The sequence below is a fragment of the Nocardia noduli genome (assembly GCF_019038455.1).
GTDB lineage: Bacteria > Actinomycetota > Actinomycetes > Mycobacteriales > Mycobacteriaceae > Nocardia > Nocardia noduli.
Window position 1 is genome coordinate 55,178 of sequence record NZ_JAFMPL010000029.1, and the last position, 19,790, is coordinate 74,967.

Genomic DNA, 19,790 nt, shown 5'->3' on the forward strand with positions numbered 1-19,790 from the left:
GCCCCACAGTGCCGTACACCACACCGATCGACGATCAACGGGCACAATATTGCGGGCAACCGCGCCACAGGAGGGATTCGTCCGAATGAAACGATCGCTGTCGGCACTCGCCAGGGCCTGTGCCATCGGCGTGGTACTCGTGGTCGGGGTCGCGGGCCCCGCCGCAGCCGACCCGAACAACGTGAATCCGATTCCCGGCCTGAACGGCTGGCGCGGACTACCGCAGCTGCCGGGGCCGACCCAGGCGGTCTTCCAGGTCACCGGGATGGACAGTCCGAACCGGACCCAGAACGTCAATATGCTCGGCACCGACCTCGGCATCATGTGGGACGACGGCCGCGGCACCATGATCACCGCCTTCGGCGACAGCGCCGGACTCGGCGTCCCGAATCTGCTTGCGGGCAGTGTCTGGGCCTGGTCGTCGAATGTGCTGTTCCGCAGCAGCACCAAGGATCCGTCGAACGGCATCTACTTCGACAGCGCCGTGACGAATCCGCTGCCGAGCCCCAAGATTCCCGGCATCGAGATCAGTTTCATTCCCACCGCGGGCATCTCGGTCGGCGGCGTGCAGTACATGAGCATGATGTCGGTGCAGGGCTGGGGTGATCACGGCAAATGGATCACCAACTTCTCCACCCTGGCCGTCTCCGGCGACGGCGGTCAGACCTGGGCGCAGTTGCCCAACACCCGCCGCGCGAATGTCGACGGCTGGCAGAGTTTCCAGCAGAGCGCGTTCCTGAAGACCGGTGGCTACATCTACCGGTACGGCACCCCCGCCGGGCGCGCGAACCCCGGATTCGTCTCCCGCACGAAGGAAGCCGATATCGCCAATCTCGACACCTACGAGTATTGGGACGGCAAGGAGTGGAAACCGGACGTCAAGGTCGCCGCGCCCATCGTCGGTGATGTCGCCGAACTGTCGGTGATGTGGAACGAATACCTCGGCCAATACGTCATGCTGACAACCGATCCCGCGAATTCGGTGGTCATGCGCACCGCCCCAGCACCCGAAGGTCCGTGGGGCCCGCCGCGCGTTCTCATCGACGCGCCGTCACTGCCCACCGCCTACGCCCCGATGATCTTCCCGTATCAGACCGGGCGCGACCTGTACTTCCTGCTCACCGTGCACACCCAGTACAACGTCATCCTCATGCGAACACCGTTGGGGTAGTACCGGATACGACGAAACGGCCCGGAGCGATCCGGGCCGTTTCCATTTTCGTCACGATGTCGGCAACGGCCACGTGGGTCGCGGATCCGGGGCCGGTCGAATGACCCCACCGCGACGGCGCCTGCCGCGGTGGGGTGCACCGTTGTTACTCGGTCGGGGCGGGGGTCTGACCCGGCTTCGACGAACCCGACGAGAGGCCCTGCAGAACCTTGGCCAGCTGCTCCGAGGAGCCGGTGCCCGCGGCGGGCGGCGGGGTCGTTCCCTCGTCGGCGGCGGCCATACCCGCGCCGGACAGCACGATTCCCGCAGCCGCGGCACCGGTGAGCACGAACATCGAAAGCTTCTTCATTGCTTGATTCATTCCTGTCGAGTAATTCTGACGCCATCAGCGGACCGGCTAATGGCCGGATCAAGTCCTATCACGATGTCGGCGACCTCAGAGAGTTTCTCCACCGGCCGCCCACGGGCCCGCATTGCCGATGATTAACGAATATTTCGATATGCAGTCGGCGGGGCCGAGGATTCACGAACGCGACCGCGCACCACGGTTCCGACGTAACGACGACAGACACCCGGACTACCAGGTATTTTATGGAATTCGATCGATCCGACACGGGTCGTGCATGCCCATAATTCTCTGGGCATAACCCCAGAACCATCGGGTTGCGGACCGCATTATTCGCGTCGTCGAGACAAGCAAACACAAACCCGTGCCCATAATTCTATGGCCACTGGAATAGAGGTTAGCAATTCAATAGCAAATATGAGACAAACCTCACCGGAAACTATCTGTAACACAGCCGCAGGCATTCCGATTCACACCGATTTCGCGGAACATATTCACGATACCGCGAGTATCGGACAGCAGTCCTACGCCGATTTCATCGGCACACAGATATGCCCAGGTTCGAACGGAGTACTGGTACGACCGACGCGCGAACTCGGCGGCGGGCGGATCCCTACCGAGCGGGGTCGGCGCGAAGGAATGCGCTGACGGCACCGATCGACGCCGCCGTCACCCGCAGGGACTGAGCGGATTCATGGCCTCGGGCATGCATCCGGCCACCGGCTCGCGAGCAGCGACCACGGCAGCCGGGATACCCCGAACTCTCACGAGTCAGGCCCCCGGCCCTCTACGAGGTGAGGAGAGAGGCCGGAACAGACCTCGATCGAAGGTAGGGGACGCACTACGCGCCGAACGAGGCACCGGAAGGCGCGCCGCGCCCTCAGAACAGCCTCGGGGTCACTTCTCCTCGCATTTCACCACCGGAATCGGGTCGTACTTCACCGTCCGGGTATGGCGGGACACCTCGCGACCGGTTTTGCGGTCGGTGATGATGCGGGTGTCGGAGATGGTGAATCCGGGAGCGCCTTCGGAGGCGATGCAGTCCTTGCCCTTCGGCAGGGTGACGGTATTCGGCTCCGTGGGTTTGGACTTGTCGCCGGTGACGGATTCGACATTGACCGTCTTGGTGCCCCACAGGCGGACGGTGATCTCCGAGGCCGACGTGGTCGTCTCGATGTAGACGCCCGACTGGGTGTTGTTGCGGAATTTGAGATCGATGGCGCCGTCGAAGACGGTGGCTTCGCGGGCGGCGGGGTAGCGCGAGATGTAGTAGCTGTGTTCGGTGTGCCCAGCGTCCTCCATACCCGCGAAATAGGCGGCGTTGTAGAGGGTGGTGGCGAACTGGCTGATGCCGCCGCCGACGGCGGTGCTGGGGCGGCCGTGATCGATGATGCCGGATTCGACATACCCCTCGGCGACGCCGCGTGTACCGGTGAAGTCGTTGAGGGAGAACGTGTCTCCCGGTTTGACGACCGCCCCGTTGACCTTCTGCGCGACGGTGCGGATATTGACCCCGGACGGACCGCTGAAGCCGCCGGTGGTGAACACGCCCATGGGTTCGACGATGCCGAGCGCTTCCGCGGCGGCGGTGGTCAGCGCGGGGTCCACCTTCTCGTAGACGGCCTGCGCGGTGCGCTCCTGCGCCACCAGGAGGACGGGCAGCTGTTCGAGGGTCTTGGCCCAGTTGATCTTGTCACCGGTCACGGCGGGCACCACCCGGGCAGAACCGCCGCCCACCGCGAAACTCGCGTCCTTCGGTTCGACTTCGGTGGCCGCCAGCTGCGGTGCGAGCAAACCTGTCGCGGCGTTCTGGTCGACGTTGAGCGCGAGACCGCCCTGCCCGTCCGGCGCGAAGGAGATGACGCTCGCGATCTGCGCCGGATCGAGTTTCGCCGCACCCGCCTTACCCGCGAAGCTCACCTCGGCCCGCACGGCGGGCTCCGCGATATCGCGCAGCGCCTGGTCGACGGCCTCGGGGCGCACGGTCAGCGGCGCCGGCACCTCCGGCAGGTCGATGGCGGCGCCGAGGATCCACTTGTCGATGATCAGGGAGCGCGCGGCGGTGGTGTCGAGTACCTGTCCCGGCACGGGCGGGATCGCGACGGGTTTGGCGTTCTCGAATCGGATGGTGCCGTCGACCGTGGCGCGATCGTGTTCGTGCAACGACGTGAGCTGCGCGGTCAACGCGGCGTCGTCGACGTCGCTGGCGACGGGCACGTGGCGGGTGCCGAACATCGAGCCGAGGCGGGTGAACGGGTTGTACGGCTGGCCGCCGATGCGATCCCAGGTCGTGTCCCAGTCGACTTGCAGGCCCGCCGCTGCGGGGACGATCCGCGACTCCGCGTCACCGATGCGCAGCGGCAGTTCCTCGTTGGACCGGTTACCCAGTGCGGCACGGAGTTTGGCGTCGGCCGCGGCGGGATCCATCCCCGCGATGTCGACCCCGGCGACCACGACGCCGCGGGGAACCTCACCCGAGGTCGTCACCAGGTCCGCGATATAGCCGAGGACGGCGAGCCCGAGGACTGCGCCGATCGCGATGCCGACGCGTTTGGTCGTCGGCGATTGCCACCACGGACTCGCCGCGGGTCTGTCGCCGGAACCGGGCCGCCGCGGCGGCGGGCCGGGAGGGCCGGATCTCGCGGGATCCGGCCGAGCGTCGCGGGGGTGGTTTCGCGGTGCGGGGCGCTGGGTACGTAGAGGCTGGGTCGGTGCCGAGGTCCACTCCGGGGCCTGCTCACCCGCCGTCCGATGCGATTCGAGGAGCTGGCGTAGCCCGACTTCGCCGCCGTCGCGTCGGCCTCGGTCGTGGCTTCCGGTGCTCGACTCGCTCGTCACGAACCGTCCTCCCCGCTGAAGGTAATCAGGTACCCGCACCGTGCGGGTCTCCCCAACGATAGAGCCCTATCGTGGTCGTCCGCACGGCACGAACCCTCAGCTAATCTCTAGCAAATAGCAGCCTGGGAACGTGGAGAAGCCCCGCGCAGTTGCCGGGTCGGGGGTCTGGCAACTACGCGGAGCCGATCTGTTTATCGGCGCAGCGCACGGTGCGTTACACACCGTGGACGGCGGCGCGGCGATCGGAGCGAGACAATGAGCATGACTCTCGCCACATCCGCTCGGCACACACCAGGGAGATGGTCGGATATGCAGCTGGGAATGGTCGGCCTCGGCCGAATGGGCGCCAATATCGTGCGCAGGATCGTCCGGGACGGGCATACGGCCGTCGGCTGCGACCGCAGAACCGAGAATATCGACGAGTTGACCTCCGAACTCGGCGACAGTTTCGTCGGCACCGCGGACCTGGCCGATTTCGTCGGCAGGCTGGAAACTCCCCGGGTGGTGTGGGTGATGATCCCGGCGGGTGCCACCGGCGCGGTGATCGACCAACTCGGCGAACTACTCGAATCGGGCGATATCGTCATCGACGGTGGCAACAGCCGGTATCACGAGGACATACACCGGGCGGCGCGACTTTCCCCGAAGGGCATCCACTACGTGGATATCGGCACCTCGGGTGGCGTTTTCGGACTGGAGCGCGGCTTCTGCCTGATGATCGGCGGCGAGAGCGGACCCGTCGAACACCTCGATCCGCTGTTGAAATCCATCGCGCCGGGCGTGGGGGCCGCCGAGCGGACGCCTGGACGCGACGGGGAGCCGTCGACCGCCGAACAGGGATATCTGCACTGCGGTCCCGCCGGGGCCGGGCATTTCGTCAAGATGGTGCACAACGGCATCGAGTACGGGGCCATGGCCGCCTATGCCGAAGGCCTCAACATCCTGCACAAGGCGAATCACGGCGCGGAACACGCCGGGGAGTTCTCCGCCGAGGAGACCCCGCTGGAGCATCCCGAGTTCTACCGCTACGACCTCGACATCCCCGAGGTGACCGAAGTGTGGCGACGCGGCTCGGTGGTGGCCTCGTGGTTGCTCGACCTCACCGCGGGCGCGCTCTACGCCGACCCGAACCTGGACTCCTTCGACGGACGGGTCTCCGATTCCGGCGAGGGACGCTGGACCCTGGACGCCGCGATCGACGTCGGCGTCCCCGCGCCGATCCTCGCGGCCGCACTGTTCCAGCGTTTCTCCTCGCGCGGCGATTCGCTCTACGCGGACAAAATGCTCTCCGCCATGCGCGAAGCGTTCGGCGGACACCACGAACTGCCGAAAAAATAAGCACCGCAACCGAAACGCCCCCGGACCGAATCCCCCCGCGCGCCGGGCGCTACCGCACCTCGGTCGGTACGCCCGTCCCTGTCCGCCCCGGTCAGCGGAACAAACCGCCCGTTCCGGTCACCACGGAAGCCCGACTGAAGTACGTTTTTCACCGGCTGGCCCCGGCTCCGGTCCGCCTCGGCGACCACGGCTTCCGCTGCGGTCATCCGATCCGGCCGGAACCGGGATCCAGCGATGGGTGGCATCCGATCCCGGGGAAGGATCGGATGCCACCCTTTCCGTGTCTCAGCGCTCCAGGATGGCGACGACGCCCTGGCCGCCCGCGGCGCAGATGGAGATGAGGGCGCGGCCCGAACCCTTTTCCGCGAGCAGTTTCGCGGTGGAGGCGACGATGCGGCCGCCGGTCGCGGCGAAGGGGTGGCCCGCGGCGAGGGAGGAGCCGTTGACATTGAGTTTGCCGCGGTCGATGGCGCCGAGGGCGCCGTCGAGGCCGAGGCGTTCCTTGCAGTACTGGTCGGATTCCCAGGCCTGGAGGGTGGCGAGGACAACGGAGGCGAAGGCCTCGTGGATCTCGTAGTAGTCGAAATCCTGCAGGGTCAGGCCGTTGCGGGCCAGCATGCGCGGTACCGCGTAGGTCGGTGCCATCAGCAGGCCGTCGGGGCCGTGGATGTAGTCGACGGCCGCGACCTTGGAATCGACCAGGTAGGCCAGGGTCGGCAGTTTGCGCTCGGCGGCCCATTCGTCGCTGGACAGCAGCACCGCGGACGCGCCGTCGGTCAGCGGGGTCGAGTTGCCCGCGGTCATGGTCGCGCCGCCCGCCTTGACGCCGAAGACCGGCTTCAGCGTGGACAACTTCTCGACGGTCGATCCGGGACGCAGGTTGTCGTCGCGGGTGAGGCCGAGGAACGGGGTGATCTGGTCGTCGAAGAAACCGCGGTCGTAGGCGGCGGCCATGTTCTTGTGCGACAGGTAGGCCAGTTCGTCCTGGGCCTCGCGGGCGATGCCGAATTCCTTGGCGGTGATGGCGGCGTGCTCGCCCATCGACAGGCCGGTGCGCGGTTCGGCGTTGCGCGGGATCTCGATACCGAGCATGCCGGGCCGCAACTGGCCGACGAGCTTGAGCCGGTCCTTGTTGGACTTGGCCCGGTTGGCGTCGAGCATCCACTCGCGCATGCCCTCGCTGACGCCGATCGGCGCGTCGGAGGTGGTGTCGGTACCGCCGCCGATTCCGGCATCAATCCGACCAGCCCCTATGGCGTCGCCCACGGTGACGATGGACTGCAGGCCGGTGCCGCAGGCCAGCTGTAGATCGTGGGCCGGGGTGTAGGGGCTCAGCGTGGAGCCGAGAACGCTCTCACGGATCAGGCTGTGCTCGCCGACCCGCTTGAGCACCGCGCCGCCGACGACCATTCCGAGGCGCTCACCCTGCAAATTGAAGCGGCTGACGAGGCCGTCCAGCGCGGCGGTGAACATGTCCTGGTTGGAGGCGTGCGCGTAGGCCTTGTCGGAGCGGGCGAACGGAATCCGGTTACCGCCCACGATCGCGATCGGGCGCGGCTGCCGCGGGGTCTTGGCCGAACGGGCTTTGCTTGTCACTCGAGTCTCCAGGTCTCGTGGGGTGGGCATATGCACTGGGAACAGCTGCCTGCACACCGTCGCCGGGGCGGGACGCGGAAATTCCTCGCGCGTACCCGACAGGCGGCGGTATCGGTTTACATTAAACTTACTCTGGAGTAAGTTAATTGTCGACACCGTACCCCGCACGTGTCAGCACGTTCGCCTGGGGCATGCAGTGCACGAGACCACCACGACACAGAAAAGGTAGGAACAGTGGCAGCCAGCAAGAGTAAGGGTGCTCCCAACCTCTACGGATCGTTCGTACACTCCGCCCCCGGCCAGTTCCTGGCGAGCAAGCTGGGCTTGCCGAAGCCGGAGAACCTGCGCCGCTACGCCAAAGGTGAAGCGGCGCTGCCCGGCCCGGTACTGATCGGCGGCAAGGGCCGCGTGGCCGAACCGGTGCGCGCACTCCTGTCCGACTACACCTTCGCAGACTCGCTCGAGCAGGGCGCCAAGCACGGCGCGCTCGTCTTCGACGCCACCGGAATCGGCTCGATCGAAGAACTCTCGCAGCTCTTCGAATTCTTCCAGCCCGCCCTGCGCAGCCTGACCGCGTCGGGCCGCGTCCTCGTCATCGGCACCACGCCGGAACTGACCGGCAGCGTCGACGAGCAGATCGCCCAGCGCGCGCTCGAGGGTTTCACCCGTTCACTCGGCAAGGAACTGCTGCGCGGCTCCACCGCGCAACTGGTCTACCTTTCGCCGGAGGCCGCGCCGAACGCCAGCGGTCTGGAATCCACACTGCGCTTCCTGCTCTCGGCCAAATCGGCGTTCGTCGACGGACAGGTGATCCGGGTCGGCTCGGCCGATTCCACCGCCCCCGCCGACTGGGACAAGCCGCTGGCGGGCAAGGTCGCCGTCGTCACCGGCGCGGCGCGCGGTATCGGCGCGACCATCGCCGAGGTTTTCGCCCGTGACGGCGCCACCGTCATCGTCGCCGATATCCCGGCCGCGGGCGAGGCACTGTCGCAGACGGCGAACAAGGTCGGCGGCACCGCGCTCGCGCTCGACGTCACCGCCCCCGACGCCGCCGAGAAACTGGCCGATTTCGCCACCGAGCGATTCGGCTGGATCGACATCATCGTGCACAACGCGGGCATCACCCGCGACAAACTGCTGGCCAATATGGACGAGGGCCGCTGGAATTCGGTCATCAACGTGAATCTGGCCGCGCCGCACCGCATCACCGAAGGCCTGGTCGCCCGCGGCGTGCTCAAGGAAGGCGGGCGCGTGATCGACGTGTCCTCCATCGCGGGTATCGCGGGCAACCGCGGCCAGACCAACTACGGCGCGTCCAAGGCGGGCGTCATCGGCATGGTCGACGCCGAGGCGCCGAAGCTGGCGGAGAAGGGCATCACCATCAACGCCGTCGCGCCCGGTTTCATCGAGACCGCGATGACCGCCGCCATCCCGCTCGCCACCCGCGAGGCCGGACGGCTGATGAGCTCGCTGTTGCAGGGCGGCCAGACCGTCGACGTCGCCGAGACCATCGCCTACTTCGCCGGACCGGCGTCGAACGCGGTGAGCGGCAATGTCGTTCGGGTCTGCGGGCAGAGCCTGATCGGGGCATGATGACGCAGAGGATCTCGCTCACCGAGCCGCCGAAGAACAGCAAACTCTTCGTCAAGGCCGCACTCGGCGCGGTGCCGCTGCTGTCACAGCGCCGCGCGTCGCTGCCGGATCGCGTGGTGCGACTGGAAGGTTTCCGGGTCGACCCGGACCATCTGGCCGCCTACTGCCGGGCCACCGGGCTGCGTTTCGGTGATTCGCTGCCGCTGACCTACCCGTTCGTGCTGAGCTTCCCGCTGGCGATGCAACTGGTGGTCGCCCGCGATTTCCCGTTCGTCGCGGTGGGCGCGGTGCACGCGGAGAACACGATCGAACGCGCACGCGAGATCTCGGTGGCCGAACCGCTGGATTTCGAAACCCATATCGAGAACCTGCGCGAACACCCCAAAGGTCTGCTCGTCGACGCGATCACCGAGGTGAAGGTCGGGCGAGAACTGGTGTGGCGTCAGGTGACCACGTTCCTGCACCAGCAGAAGACCTCGCTGTCGGGCGAACCCAAACCCGCACCGAAACCGGACGAGGTGCCACCGCCACCGCTGCGCGCGCTGCGGGTGGATCAGAAGATGATCAACCGGTACGCCGCGGCCTCCGGTGACCACAATCCGATCCACACCTCGGCGTTGGGCGCCAAGGCTTTCGGGTTCCCGAAGCCGATCGCGCACGGAATGTGGTCGGCCGCCGCGATACTCGGCTCGATCGAGGGCCGGATCCCCGAGAAGTCCACCTACACGGTGAAATTCGGGAAGCCGATCCTGCTGCCGTCGACGGTGAACATGTACGCGGACCAGGTCTCGGGCGGCTGGGATCTCGCGCTGAAACATCCGAAGAAGGGGTACCCGCATCTGACGGCGACCCTGCGCTGATCGCCCGCATCCGAGAAGCCCTCGAATCCTGAACGGTTCGAGGGCTTCTCGTCTTATGCCGCGCCGACCGAATCAGCAGTCGCAGCAGCAACCGCAATCGCCGCAATCACAGCAGTCGCCGCAATCACAGCAGTCACCGCAGCCGCAGTCGCACTCACCACTGCACAGAGCATCTCTGCGTTCACCGCTACACGGGGCGGTGTGCTCGTTACAGCAGGCCCAGCCGGTGCAATACACGCCGAGAACGATGGCGATTCCGGTGCCGATGTTCGGCCGCGTCGGGGGACGATGGCCGGTCCCGCCACGATGCGCGTGCGGCGCGTCCGCACGGCCTGCCACATGCTGCGAAGAGGCATTGCACGCGTGGGCGATCGGCTCACCGATCCCGCGACGCAATCGACGCAGCAGCGAGTGCAATGGATCGAGCAGGATCCAGCGCACCGTCGGCAGATCCGCCAATTGCGCCTCGGCGACGGCCGCGCGCAGCGCCGATTCGGATTCACGCAGCAGGTCGTAGGCCTGCGGCATCGTCGTGCCGGTGACGGTGAGCGGGTTGAACCGGCCACGTGCCCGGTCGGCGTCGAAATCCTCGACGGCATCGGCGAGGTGGGCGATGCGCCCGAAATGCCTGCCCGCCTCGCGCAATGGGTCGATATTCTCCGTGCGACCCGCGAGAACGGCGGTGTGAGCGAAGAATTCGGCCGCGCACAGTTGGGTCGGGCCGGTGAGTTCGTCGAGCGAGATCGACGTTGCGCGCCCGGCCTCGGACAGGCTCGCGTCGACCGCGCGGTGGGTACCGGCCGCCCGGTGTTCGAGATCGGTCTGCCCGGCGATCGCGCCGACGAGCGGTTCGATATCGAGCCCGATCCGCTCGGCCTGACCACGCGCGCGATCGGCCCAGCGGTGCGACACCTTCGCCATCGGACGACGGGTGAGCACCGAACCGTCACGGTCCTCGACGTGATCGCGGATCTTGGCCGAACCCAGTAGCAGTGAGGCGGTGGCGGCCAGCAGCACGCCCGGCGCGTCGGCGGGGGCCACTTCCGCGCGCTGCATGCCGCGCAGCGCGCAGGGGCCCGCCGTGGTGCGCGCCATCGGACCCGCGAGCTGGGCCTCGGTCAGCACGCTCAGCACGATCGCGTCGGTATTGGTCGCGGTACGCGCCAGTTGACCGTGCCCGTCACGCAGACCCAGGCACAGCCCGCACATGTGCGCGCGCCACTGCGACGCGTCGATTCCGTATTTCTCCGCACCGTGCGAACACGGCCGCAGCATTCCGAACACTCCGCCCCATTCCTCCCCCGGCCGACGCACGACGGCCGATCCTTCATGTCGATCCACAGCATCCTGGCAGCCGTTCGCCCGCGAGGCGAACCGGAAGCGCGCGGTAACTCAGCAGTCGCAACAGCAATCGCCGCAGTCGCAGCAGTCCATGCGCTTGATCCAGGCCTTCTTCCTGCGCCCGCTGCACGGCCGGTCGTGGTCGGCGACGCAGGCGTAGCCGGTCGGATACTGCACGAGGAATTTGCCGATGCCCTCGAGCAGGTTCGGTTTGCGTCTGCGCCGATTCGGATCGTCGGGATACTGCGGCGGATACTGGTCCGGGTACTGCGGATAGTGCGCGGCGGGGGCGAGAATGCCGAGGTCACGGCCCATTCCGGTGAGCAGGCTGGAGAGCGGATCGAGCAGCATCCACCGCACCGTCGGCTCGCGATCGAGTCCGACTTCGGTGACGGCTTCCCGCAGGGCCGTATCGGATCGGCGCAGCAGGTCGTAGGCGTCATCGACGGCGGTCGCCGTCGCGGCGAGCGGGTTGAACCGATCGTGGGCGAGATCGTCCTCCAGATCCTCGACGGCATCCGCGAGGTGGGCGATGCGCCCGAAATTGCGGCCTGCCTCGCGCAACGGCTCGACATTCGCGGTGCGGTCGGCGAGCACGGCGGTGTGGGCGAAGAATTCGGCCGCGCACAGCTGGGTCGGGGCGGTCAGTTCATCGAGGGATATCGGCCGCGAATCCGACGCAGCCGCGCGTGCTTCCAGCGAACCCTGGGAATCGATCGCGGCGACAAGCGGTTCCACGTCGAGGTCGATCAGCGCGGCCTGGGCCCGCGCGCCGTCTGCCCAGCGTCCCGACACCATCGCCATCGGACGGCGCAACAGCGGCGAACTGTCACGATCGTCGGCGTGATCGCGAATCTTGGCCGCACCCAACAGCAATGACGCGGTCGAGGCCAACCGGACACCGGGCGAATCGGCGGCGGCGACACTCGCGCGACGCATCCCGCGCAAGGCGCACGGCCCGGCCTCGGTGCGAGCGACCGGACCGCCGAGCTGGGTCTCGGTGAGCATGCTGAGCACCATCGCGTCGGTATTGGTGGCGGTGCGGGCGAGCTGACCGTGTCCGTCACGCAGACCGACGCACAGCCCACACATGTGGGCGCGCCACTGCGACGGGTCGATGCCGTATTTGTGCGCGCCGTGCGCACAGGGGGTGAGCAGCCCGAACATGCGGCCCCGATTCTTTCGATCCGGATTCGTTCACCGCGGATCGATTCGCCGCGGGATAGGAAACTCTGACACCCCGCACCGCGCACGGCAAGGCGAGGGGAGGTTCGGGGCTACTCGGCCTTCTTGCGCCCGGCCAGACCGCGCCAGGCCAGGTCGTCGAGTAGGTCGACCGCTTCGGAGACTTCGATGCGACCGCTGGCGACCCGATCGGCGATCGCCTCGCCCGCACCGATGACGGCCACCGCCACCACATCGAAGTTGGTGCCGGGTTCGGGATATTTGGCGCTGGACTCGAGTAGTTTGGCGGTCAGTTCGATGACGCGCTCACGGGCGTTCTCGATTTCCGAGGCGAAGGCCTGCTGGCCGATGGCCTGCCGGTAGAGGACCTGCCATGACCTGCGGTTGCGGTCGACGAAGCCGAGAAAACCCTCCAGCGCGGTACGCACCTGTTCGTGCGGGGTCAGCAGCGGGTTGCCCGCCGGTGTCACGGATTCGATGAAACGCAGGCCCTCACGCTGGATGCACGCGCGGAACAGTTCGTCTTTCGAGCCGTAGTACAGGTAAAGCATCGGTTTGGAGATCTTCGCCTCGGCGGCGATCGCGTCCATCGATGTGTCGTGGAACCCGTTGCGCGAGAAAACCTCGACGGCGGCATCGAGCATCTGCTGCTCACGAACCGCCCGAGGAAGTCGCTTCGTTCCGCCCGCCATCCACTCTCCTACCACAGGGTGAAGTCCCTATATTACTCCAAGGTAAGTTCGGCGGGTTGGATTTGCTCACCAGTCGCCGTCATCCCGGACTGTGCGCGGTCACCACCGACCGGACTCGATGAGGCTAGACGTGCGATCCGGCGGCGGGTCGGCCCGCCTACGTTACGACCAGACCTTCCGCGACCGACATGACGGGGTGACGCGACGGCCCGCGCACAGAGGCGCGGGCCGAGGGGATGTGACCGGAAACGGGATCAGCAGCGAGCCGCGCCCTTGTATTTGCCGTTGCGCAGCACCGAGGCGTCGACCTGCGCGGCGGGCAGCCTGCCGCTCGCCACCGCGTTCTCCAACTGGTCGAGCACACTCGACACCGCGTCGGTACTGATCCACAGGGCGTTGTCCGCACCGGCCACCAGCGCGGCCTCCACCGCCGCCTCGATCCCCAGCCTGCTGGTGATGGCGGCCATACCGCTCAGATCGTCGGTGAAGATGGGGCCGTCGAACGGCGCGGCGCCGTAACCGGAACCGTTGCGCAACAACGACATCGCCGCCGGGCTGATACTGGCGGGGATATTCGGCGCGGTCAGGCCGGGCACGTCGAGATGACCGACCATGACGGCGGCGCCGGAACCGATGAGATTGCGGAAGGGCACCAGATCACTGGTCTGCAACTGATCCAGCGGCGGTGTCCGCACCGCGCCGGTATGCGAATCGCCCGAGCCGGAACCGTGGCCGGGGAAATGCTTCATGACCGACCCGACGCCGACCTCGTTCATGGCGCGGATATAGGCGTCGGCGTAGCGGGTGACCACGTCGGGATCATCGGAGAACGAGCGGTCGCCGATGACGGAATCGTCGGGCTGACTGCTGACGTCGACATCGGGGGCGAAATCGACCGTCACACCCAGATTCTTCAGCGCCCGGCCGCGGACCAGACTCGCCTGGTAGAACTCCTCGGGGGTCATCGTCTGGGCGGTCTCCCGGGCCGAGGGCGCCGCGCCGATCAGATCCGCGACGCGCGAGACCCGGCCGCCCTCCTCGTCGATGGTGACCATGAGCGGCACGATCGCGGTCTGCTGGATCTGCGGCAACTGGCCGTTGGTCAGCAGCGACTTATCCGTCCACCCACCCACGAAAACACCGCCGACCTGCTCGGATGTCACCGTCTCCATCGCGTCCGCGCCGCCGGTGATGCCGACGGTCAGCAGCTGGGCCAGCTTCTGGCGCGGCGTGAACTGCGCCAGGTAGGCCGCTCCGCAATCGCGCTGGGCCGGGGTGATCGACGATTCGCCGGTGGTGGTCGGCCCCGTCGACAGCGGCGTGGTCGAGGTCGCGGCGGTTTCGGTGTCGCTGTCACCGCCGGAGCAGGCGGTGGCGACTGCGGTGATGATCGCGAGCAGAACGAGAGGCGTCTTCCGCATGGACATCCACGCTACTGCGCGACAGGCCCGAGTCCGTCCCCGGGGCGCTCCGGCGCGTCGGCGGCGGCGCGCGGACGGCCGCCGTCACACCCGGAACGACACGGCCCGATCCGGTAAAATGGCCGTGCGCCCTCACCGGGAGGTCATCATGCCCTGCGACTTGATGCTCATCGCCTACGACGGTTCCGAGAACGCCAAGCGCGCTGTCGAATACGCCGGACGGTTCCTGTCCGCGAACCGTGCCGTCGTGCTCACCGCCTGGGAGCCCATGGTGCGCCAGGCGGCCAGACTGTCGGGACTCTCCGGGGTGATGCAGCCGGAATGGGTGCCCGACGAGGAGATCGAGGACATCGCCTACGTCGACGCCAGGAACGTCAATATCGAGGGTGTGCGGCTGGCGAAACTGGCCGGGCTCAACGCCGAGGCGCGGACCGCCGAATGCTCGTCGACCATATGGAACGCCATCGTCGACTGCGCCGACGAACTCGACGTCGACATCATCGTCGCGGGCACCCGCGGCGCCACCGGGATCCGCGCGCTCCTGCACAGCAGTGTCGCGGACGCGGTGTTGAAACACTGCCACCGCCCGGTGCTCATGGTTCCGCCCGGCCGCGAACCGGCACGCTGAGACATCCTCGCTGAGACATCTCTCGCAGCATCCGGACTCGGCGGCCGGCGGCGTTAGTGTCGAAGGATCATGAACGAATTCCTGCTCGCCCAACCCGGCAGTGTGCTGCGCGCGCACGGTAGTCATCGCGTCTTCGCCGAACCGGCGGCGGCGGGGCGCGCGCTGCGGGACGGGACGGCGGACCTGATCGTCGGCGCGCTGCCCTTCGATCCGAGCGGGCCCGCCGCGTTGAACGCGCCACGCGAGGTACTGCACACGGCGGGACCGTGGCGACCCGCCGCGCTCCCCCCGCTGCCCCCGGTCCGGGTGGTCGACGAGATCCCCTCTCCCGCGGCACATGTGGAACGGGTGCGGGCGCTGGTCGAACTGCTCAACGATCCCGGCCAGCCGCTGCGCAAGATCGTCGCGGCCAGATCCGTGCTGGCCGAGGCCGACAGCCCGCTCGATGCCGAACTCGTCGCCGCGCACCTGCTGACCAGGCATCCGCACGCGAATGTCTTCGCCGTCGACCTGACGCCCTCCGGCCGCGACGGCGCGACCCTGATCGGCGCGACACCCGAAGTCCTCGTCGCCCGCCACGGCGACACCGTGACCCTGCGGCCGCTCGCGGGCACGATGCCGCGGCCTTCGGATCCGGCGGCCGATGCCGCGCAGGCCGCGGAACTGTTGTCCAGCACCAAGAATCGCGACGAGCACGCGTTCGTGATCGACTGGATCCGCGAGATCCTCGCGCCCGTCTGCGCCGAACTGTCCATTCCCGACGGTCCGGAACTGGTCAGCACGCCGGAAGTCTGGCACCTGGCCACCCCGATCACCGGCATCCTGCGTGACCGGGCGACGACCGCGCTCGATCTGGCGATCATGTTGCATCCGACCCCCGCGGTCTGCGGCACCCCGACCGCGCTCGCCCTGGAGATCATCACGGCGGGCGAGCAGGATCGAGGTTTCTACGGTGGCGCGGTCGGCTGGTGCGACGCGGCCGGTGACGGCGAATGGGTCGTCGCGATCCGCTGCGCCGAATTGTCGGCCGACGGCCACGCGGTGCGGGCGAGCGCGGGCGGCGGCATCGTCGCCGCGTCGAATCCCGAGGTCGAACTCGACGAGACCACGGCCAAACTGCGCACACTGTTGCGCGGACTGGATTGCGTCGTCCCCGCGCACTGAGTCCGCGCAGAATCGGACAACCGACCAGCAGTTTCCGGATTCGGCGCGCGAAAACACGGACTGTTGACACCGGCAGACCGATCGGCCTGCTAGGTTGACCCGGAATGTGCCTGCGTCGATGTATTGGAGTCCCGCGATGAAGTTTGCTGTCCCTGGCATTGCGAGTGCGGTCGCCGGTGCCGTCCTCGGCGCGGTCGCGGTATTCGTGATCACAGCCGCTGTGCAGCAGAACTCGCGCCCCGACCTCGACCGGGGAGACCCGGATTCCTCGTTGCTCAACAACGTTGAATACGGCGCCCGCTGAGCCTCTGACCTCCGCTTCATCCGCCGACTCGCTCGGCTCCGGCGCGGCAGAGGTTCGAGAAGGGGCACAAGCTCAGGCTCGTCCGGAAGTCGCACCGCTGGGTAGACGCTGGTTTGCCGGGACCGTGGTCGCGGCATTCCTGCTCACCTTTCTCCAGGCGCCCGGTCTCACGGTCGCCGACACGAAATACGATCTGGCGCAGAATCCGCTCGGATTCCTCGAACGCGCCGCCCACCTGTGGAGCAGCCAGGCCCCGATGGGGCAGGTGCAGAACCAGGCCTACGGCTATTTCTTCCCGCACGGAGCGTTCTTCTCGGCCGGGCACATCCTCGGCCTGCCCGCCTGGGTGACCCAGCGGATCTGGTGGGCGCTACTGCTGCTCGCCGGGTTCTGGGGCATCGTCCGGCTCTGCGAAGTGCTCGGCATCGGCAGTCGCGGATCCAGGATCATCGCGGCGATCGCGTTCGCCCTCTCGCCCCGGGTGCTGACGACACTCGGCTCGATCTCCTCGGAGACGCTGCCGATGATGCTCGCGCCGTGGGTGCTGCTCGCTCCCGCCGCGCTCGGCACCGCCTATCGCCGACGCGCGCGCGGCGGCGCGGTATCGCCCGCGGGCAGCGCGCTCGCCCTCGCGCTGATGGGTTCGGTCAACGCGGTCGCCACCGTCGCGGCCTTCCTGCCCGCCCTGCTGTGGTGGGCCTCGTATCGGCCCAATCGCGACTGGTGGCGTTTCACCAGGTCGTGGATTCCGCTGCTCGTACTGGCCACCCTGTGGTGGGCGGTGCCCCTGTTGCTGCTCGGCAAGGTCAGCCCGCCGTTCCTCGACTACATCGAATCCTCCGGCGTCACCACCCAGTGGGCCTCCCTGGCCGAGGTGCTGCGCGGCACCGACAGCTGGACGCCGTTCGTCTCCCCGGAACGTATCGCGGGCGCGGTGCTGGTCACCCAGCCCGCGGCGGTACTGGCGACCGGCCTCCTCGCGGCGGCGGGACTGGCCGGACTGGCCATGCGGACCATGCCGTTCCGCGGCCGGTTCGCGCTGATCCTGCTGGTCGGCCTGGTCGGGATCTGCGCCGGTTACGTCGGGGAACTCAGCGGTCCGTTCGCCGAATCGGTCCGCGTCTTCCTCGATTCCGGTGGTGCGCCGCTGCGCAATGTGCACAAACTCGAACCGCTGATCCGGCTTCCGCTCGTCATCGGTCTCGCGCATCTGCTCTCGCGGGTGCCGCTACCCGTCTCGTCACCGCTGCCGGTGTGGCGCAGCGCCTTCGCGCACCCCGAACGTGACCGCATGGTCGCGATCGCGGCCCTCGTGCTCGCCGCGCTGACACTGTCCACGTCGCTGGCCTGGACCGGCAAACTGGCCCCGCGCGGGGCCTACGACGAGGTCCCCGCCTACTGGGAACAGACCGCGCGGTGGCTGTCCGACAATGCCGCCGAGACCCGCGCGCTCGTGGTACCCGGCGCGCCCTTCGGCAGCCAGGTATGGGGCCTGACCAGGGACGAGCCGCTTCAGGCGCTGGCCGACACCCCGTGGGCGATCCGCGACGCCGTCCCGCTCAACCCGCCCGGCACCATCCGCGCGATGGATTCGGTGCAGCGGCTGATCGCCGACGGCCGCCCCTCGGAAGGACTCGCGGCGACCCTGGCCGACCAGGGCATCGGCTATCTGGTGCTGCGCAACGATCTCGATCCGGAGACCTCGCGCTCGACGCGACCGCTGCTCGCGCACCGGGCGATCGAGGGGTCGCCGGGGCTGACCAGGGTCGCCGAATTCGGCAATCCGATCGAACCGGCCGTCATCGCCGACAACCTGGTGGCCGACGGCGATCTGCGTCCCGCCTACCCGGCGGTCGAGATCTATCGCGTCGACGCGCGCGCCCCCGGCACACCGGTCGCGGTCGCCACTGGGGTCGGCGCGCCGGATTCTTTCCCCGGCGCGTACACCGTCCCGCTGGCCTCGGTGCCGGTCGTGCAGGGCGGTCCCGAAGTACTCGAACGACTGCGCCGCGATCCGGAGCACTCCGACGCGCCGGTCCTGCTCGCGGGCGACGCGGCCGCAGCCGGACTGCCGATCGGACCGCTGACCATCACCGATACGCCGATGGACCGGGAATCGGATTTCGGCCGCGTCGACAACCACAATTCGGCCCTGCGTGCCCCGGACGATCCGCGGCGCACCCACAATCTGGTGCCCGACTATCCGGTGGCCGGTGCGGAGCCGGTGCGCGGACAATGGTCGGGCGCGACGATCACCGCGTCGAGTTCGGCCTCCGACGCCACCCAGATCGGCGGTTCGGCCCCCGGCAGTTCGACGACCGCCGTGATCGACGGCGACCCGGCCACATCCTGGATCAGCAGCGGACTGGAAAGTTCGGTGGGACAGTGGCTTCGGCTCGATCTCGACCGTCCGCTACGCTCCGGATTGCTGCGCCTGACCACCAGCCCGGCCGCTATCGGCGATCCGGTGAAATGGGTCGAGGTGCGCACCGTCAACGGCAGTGTGTCCGCGCGGATCACCGAACCCGGTACGCCGGTGTCGATCCCACTGCCCGTCGGTTCGACCGACTGGGTGAGCATCACCGCGATCCGCACCGAAGGTGGCCGTCGCGGTGGACAATTCGGCATCAGCGAACTGACTCTCGACGACTACTCCGTGCGCGACGCACCGGTGCGCGTCGACATCAGGCATCGCACCGTCCTGCCGCCGACACCGGCGGGCGCGCGGGTCGAAACCTGGGATCTGGGACAGGAATTCCCCGGGCGCAGTGCGTGTTTCGACACCCCCGAACGAATCAGATGCAGTAAAGGGCTCGCCCTTGCACCGGAAGAACCCGGTACTTTCCAGCGCACCCTCACCTCGCCGGAACCGATGCCGGTCACCCCGCGACTGACCCTGCGCACCAGGCAGGGGCCCGCGCTGGAAGCCATGCTCACCGACCCCGACCGTCCGGTGGCCCGCGGCAAGGCCGATGTCGGCGACCTGCGCGGCGCCGCCTTCGCCGCGACCGACGGCGACCCGCGTACCAGTTGGACCGCGCCCGAGGATTCGGTGCGATCCAGGACCGGCGCCAAACCGACACTGACGATCGAACTGCCGGAACCGGCGCTGGTCACGGGCCTCGATCTCACCACCTCGCTCGGCGGGCTGCCCGCCGCACCCACCTCGGTCTCGGTGAATCTCGGCAACGGTCCGCAGGTCCGTGAACTCGACAAGGACCGGGAAGACGGGGAACCCGCGCGGATATCGCTGTTCCCGACCGTCACCGACCGGATCGAACTCAGCATCCAGAGCTGGACGCCGGTATTGGAT

Annotated in this window: 15 protein-coding genes; 8 read left to right on the forward strand and 7 right to left on the reverse strand. The window is 67.8% G+C overall.

All coding sequences use genetic code 11. The features are described 5' to 3' along the window. Positions 1 to 85 precede the first annotated feature (85 nt). Positions 86 to 1,171 carry a glycoside hydrolase family 183 protein gene (locus JZ792_RS18165; protein ID WP_216911645.1) on the forward strand — a complete coding sequence of 362 codons (1,086 nt, stop codon included), beginning with the start codon at positions 86 to 88 and terminating at the stop codon, positions 1,169 to 1,171. Positions 1,172 to 1,316: 145 nt separating this feature from the next. On the opposite strand, the gene JZ792_RS18170 is transcribed toward JZ792_RS18165, so the two are convergent. Beyond that, positions 1,317 to 1,520: a hypothetical protein gene (locus tag JZ792_RS18170; protein WP_216911646.1), complete on the reverse strand. Its 204-nt coding sequence runs from the start codon at positions 1,518 to 1,520 to the stop codon at positions 1,317 to 1,319. 894 nt (positions 1,521 to 2,414) lie between these two features. Then, complete coding sequence (locus tag JZ792_RS18175; RefSeq protein ID WP_216911647.1) at positions 2,415 to 4,355, reverse strand: VanW family protein; 1,941 nt, start codon at positions 4,353 to 4,355, stop codon at positions 2,415 to 2,417. A 309-nt stretch (positions 4,356 to 4,664) separates the two neighbouring features. On the opposite strand from JZ792_RS18175, the gene gnd reads away from it, so the two are divergent. After that, on the forward strand, positions 4,665 to 5,693 hold the full coding sequence (gene gnd / locus JZ792_RS18180; protein WP_216911648.1) for a phosphogluconate dehydrogenase (NAD(+)-dependent, decarboxylating): 1,029 nt from the start codon (positions 4,665 to 4,667) through the stop codon (positions 5,691 to 5,693). 285 nt (positions 5,694 to 5,978) lie between these two features. Here the strand turns inward: gnd and JZ792_RS18185 are convergent, their stop codons facing one another. Next, positions 5,979 to 7,289 (reverse strand): acetyl-CoA C-acetyltransferase, encoded by a 1,311-nt coding sequence (locus JZ792_RS18185; protein ID WP_216911649.1) that lies wholly within the window; start codon positions 7,287 to 7,289, stop codon positions 5,979 to 5,981. 234 nt (positions 7,290 to 7,523) lie between these two features. Between JZ792_RS18185 and JZ792_RS18190 the strand changes: the two genes are divergently transcribed. After that, positions 7,524 to 8,882, forward strand: a complete 1,359-nt coding sequence (locus JZ792_RS18190) for a 3-oxoacyl-ACP reductase (protein WP_216911650.1) — start codon at positions 7,524 to 7,526, stop codon at positions 8,880 to 8,882. Then, entirely contained in the window at positions 8,879 to 9,742 is an 864-nt protein-coding gene (locus JZ792_RS18195; protein WP_308165344.1) for a MaoC family dehydratase, read from the forward strand. Before JZ792_RS18190 ends, JZ792_RS18195 begins: the two co-directional genes overlap by 4 nt. A gap of 72 nt (positions 9,743 to 9,814) precedes the next feature. Here JZ792_RS18195 and JZ792_RS18200 read toward each other — a convergent pair whose 3' ends face one another. The 4 genes from JZ792_RS18200 to JZ792_RS18215 all read right to left on the reverse strand — a co-directional run bounded on the left by JZ792_RS18200 (position 9,815) and on the right by JZ792_RS18215 (position 14,381). After that, on the reverse strand, positions 9,815 to 11,056 hold the full coding sequence (locus tag JZ792_RS18200; protein ID WP_308165345.1) for a DUF5685 family protein: 1,242 nt from the start codon (positions 11,054 to 11,056) through the stop codon (positions 9,815 to 9,817). A gap of 78 nt (positions 11,057 to 11,134) precedes the next feature. Next, on the reverse strand, positions 11,135 to 12,250 hold the full coding sequence (locus tag JZ792_RS18205) for a DUF5685 family protein (protein ID WP_216911651.1): 1,116 nt from the start codon (positions 12,248 to 12,250) through the stop codon (positions 11,135 to 11,137). A gap of 110 nt (positions 12,251 to 12,360) precedes the next feature. Further along, positions 12,361 to 12,960: a TetR/AcrR family transcriptional regulator gene (locus JZ792_RS18210; RefSeq protein WP_216911652.1), complete on the reverse strand. Its 600-nt coding sequence runs from the start codon at positions 12,958 to 12,960 to the stop codon at positions 12,361 to 12,363. Positions 12,961 to 13,214: 254 nt separating this feature from the next. Then, entirely contained in the window at positions 13,215 to 14,381 is a 1,167-nt protein-coding gene (locus tag JZ792_RS18215) for a glycoside hydrolase family 3 N-terminal domain-containing protein (RefSeq protein WP_308165346.1), read from the reverse strand. A gap of 148 nt (positions 14,382 to 14,529) precedes the next feature. Between JZ792_RS18215 and JZ792_RS18220 the strand changes: the two genes are divergently transcribed. From JZ792_RS18220 to JZ792_RS18235, 4 genes are all read left to right on the forward strand, one after another. Further along, a complete protein-coding gene (locus tag JZ792_RS18220; protein WP_216911654.1) occupies positions 14,530 to 15,009 on the forward strand; it encodes a universal stress protein in 480 nt (159 codons plus the stop codon). A 69-nt stretch (positions 15,010 to 15,078) separates the two neighbouring features. Further along, entirely contained in the window at positions 15,079 to 16,173 is a 1,095-nt protein-coding gene (locus tag JZ792_RS18225; protein WP_216911655.1) for an isochorismate synthase, read from the forward strand. Between the two features lie 136 nt (positions 16,174 to 16,309). Then, positions 16,310 to 16,477: a DUF2613 domain-containing protein gene (locus tag JZ792_RS18230; RefSeq protein WP_109523124.1), complete on the forward strand. Its 168-nt coding sequence runs from the start codon at positions 16,310 to 16,312 to the stop codon at positions 16,475 to 16,477. A 124-nt stretch (positions 16,478 to 16,601) separates the two neighbouring features. Further along, positions 16,602 to 19,790: alpha-(1->3)-arabinofuranosyltransferase (locus JZ792_RS18235; RefSeq protein ID WP_308165347.1), on the forward strand; the 3,189-nt coding region annotated here is incomplete at its 3' end.

Coding starts and splice junctions, on each gene's coding strand:
- JZ792_RS18220 (WP_216911654.1), top strand. CDS start 14,530: ATGCCCTGCGACTTGATGCTCATCGCCTACGACGGTTCCGAGAACGCC.
- gnd (WP_216911648.1), top strand. CDS start 4,665: ATGCAGCTGGGAATGGTCGGCCTCGGCCGAATGGGCGCCAATATCGTG.
- JZ792_RS18210 (WP_216911652.1), bottom strand. CDS start 12,960: ATGGCGGGCGGAACGAAGCGACTTCCTCGGGCGGTTCGTGAGCAGCAG.
- JZ792_RS18215 (WP_308165346.1), bottom strand. CDS start 14,381: ATGCGGAAGACGCCTCTCGTTCTGCTCGCGATCATCACCGCAGTCGCC.
- JZ792_RS18165 (WP_216911645.1), top strand. CDS start 86: ATGAAACGATCGCTGTCGGCACTCGCCAGGGCCTGTGCCATCGGCGTG.
- JZ792_RS18170 (WP_216911646.1), bottom strand. CDS start 1,520: ATGAAGAAGCTTTCGATGTTCGTGCTCACCGGTGCCGCGGCTGCGGGA.
- JZ792_RS18205 (WP_216911651.1), bottom strand. CDS start 12,250: ATGTTCGGGCTGCTCACCCCCTGTGCGCACGGCGCGCACAAATACGGC.
- JZ792_RS18195 (WP_308165344.1), top strand. CDS start 8,879: ATGATGACGCAGAGGATCTCGCTCACCGAGCCGCCGAAGAACAGCAAA.
- JZ792_RS18225 (WP_216911655.1), top strand. CDS start 15,079: ATGAACGAATTCCTGCTCGCCCAACCCGGCAGTGTGCTGCGCGCGCAC.
- JZ792_RS18230 (WP_109523124.1), top strand. CDS start 16,310: ATGAAGTTTGCTGTCCCTGGCATTGCGAGTGCGGTCGCCGGTGCCGTC.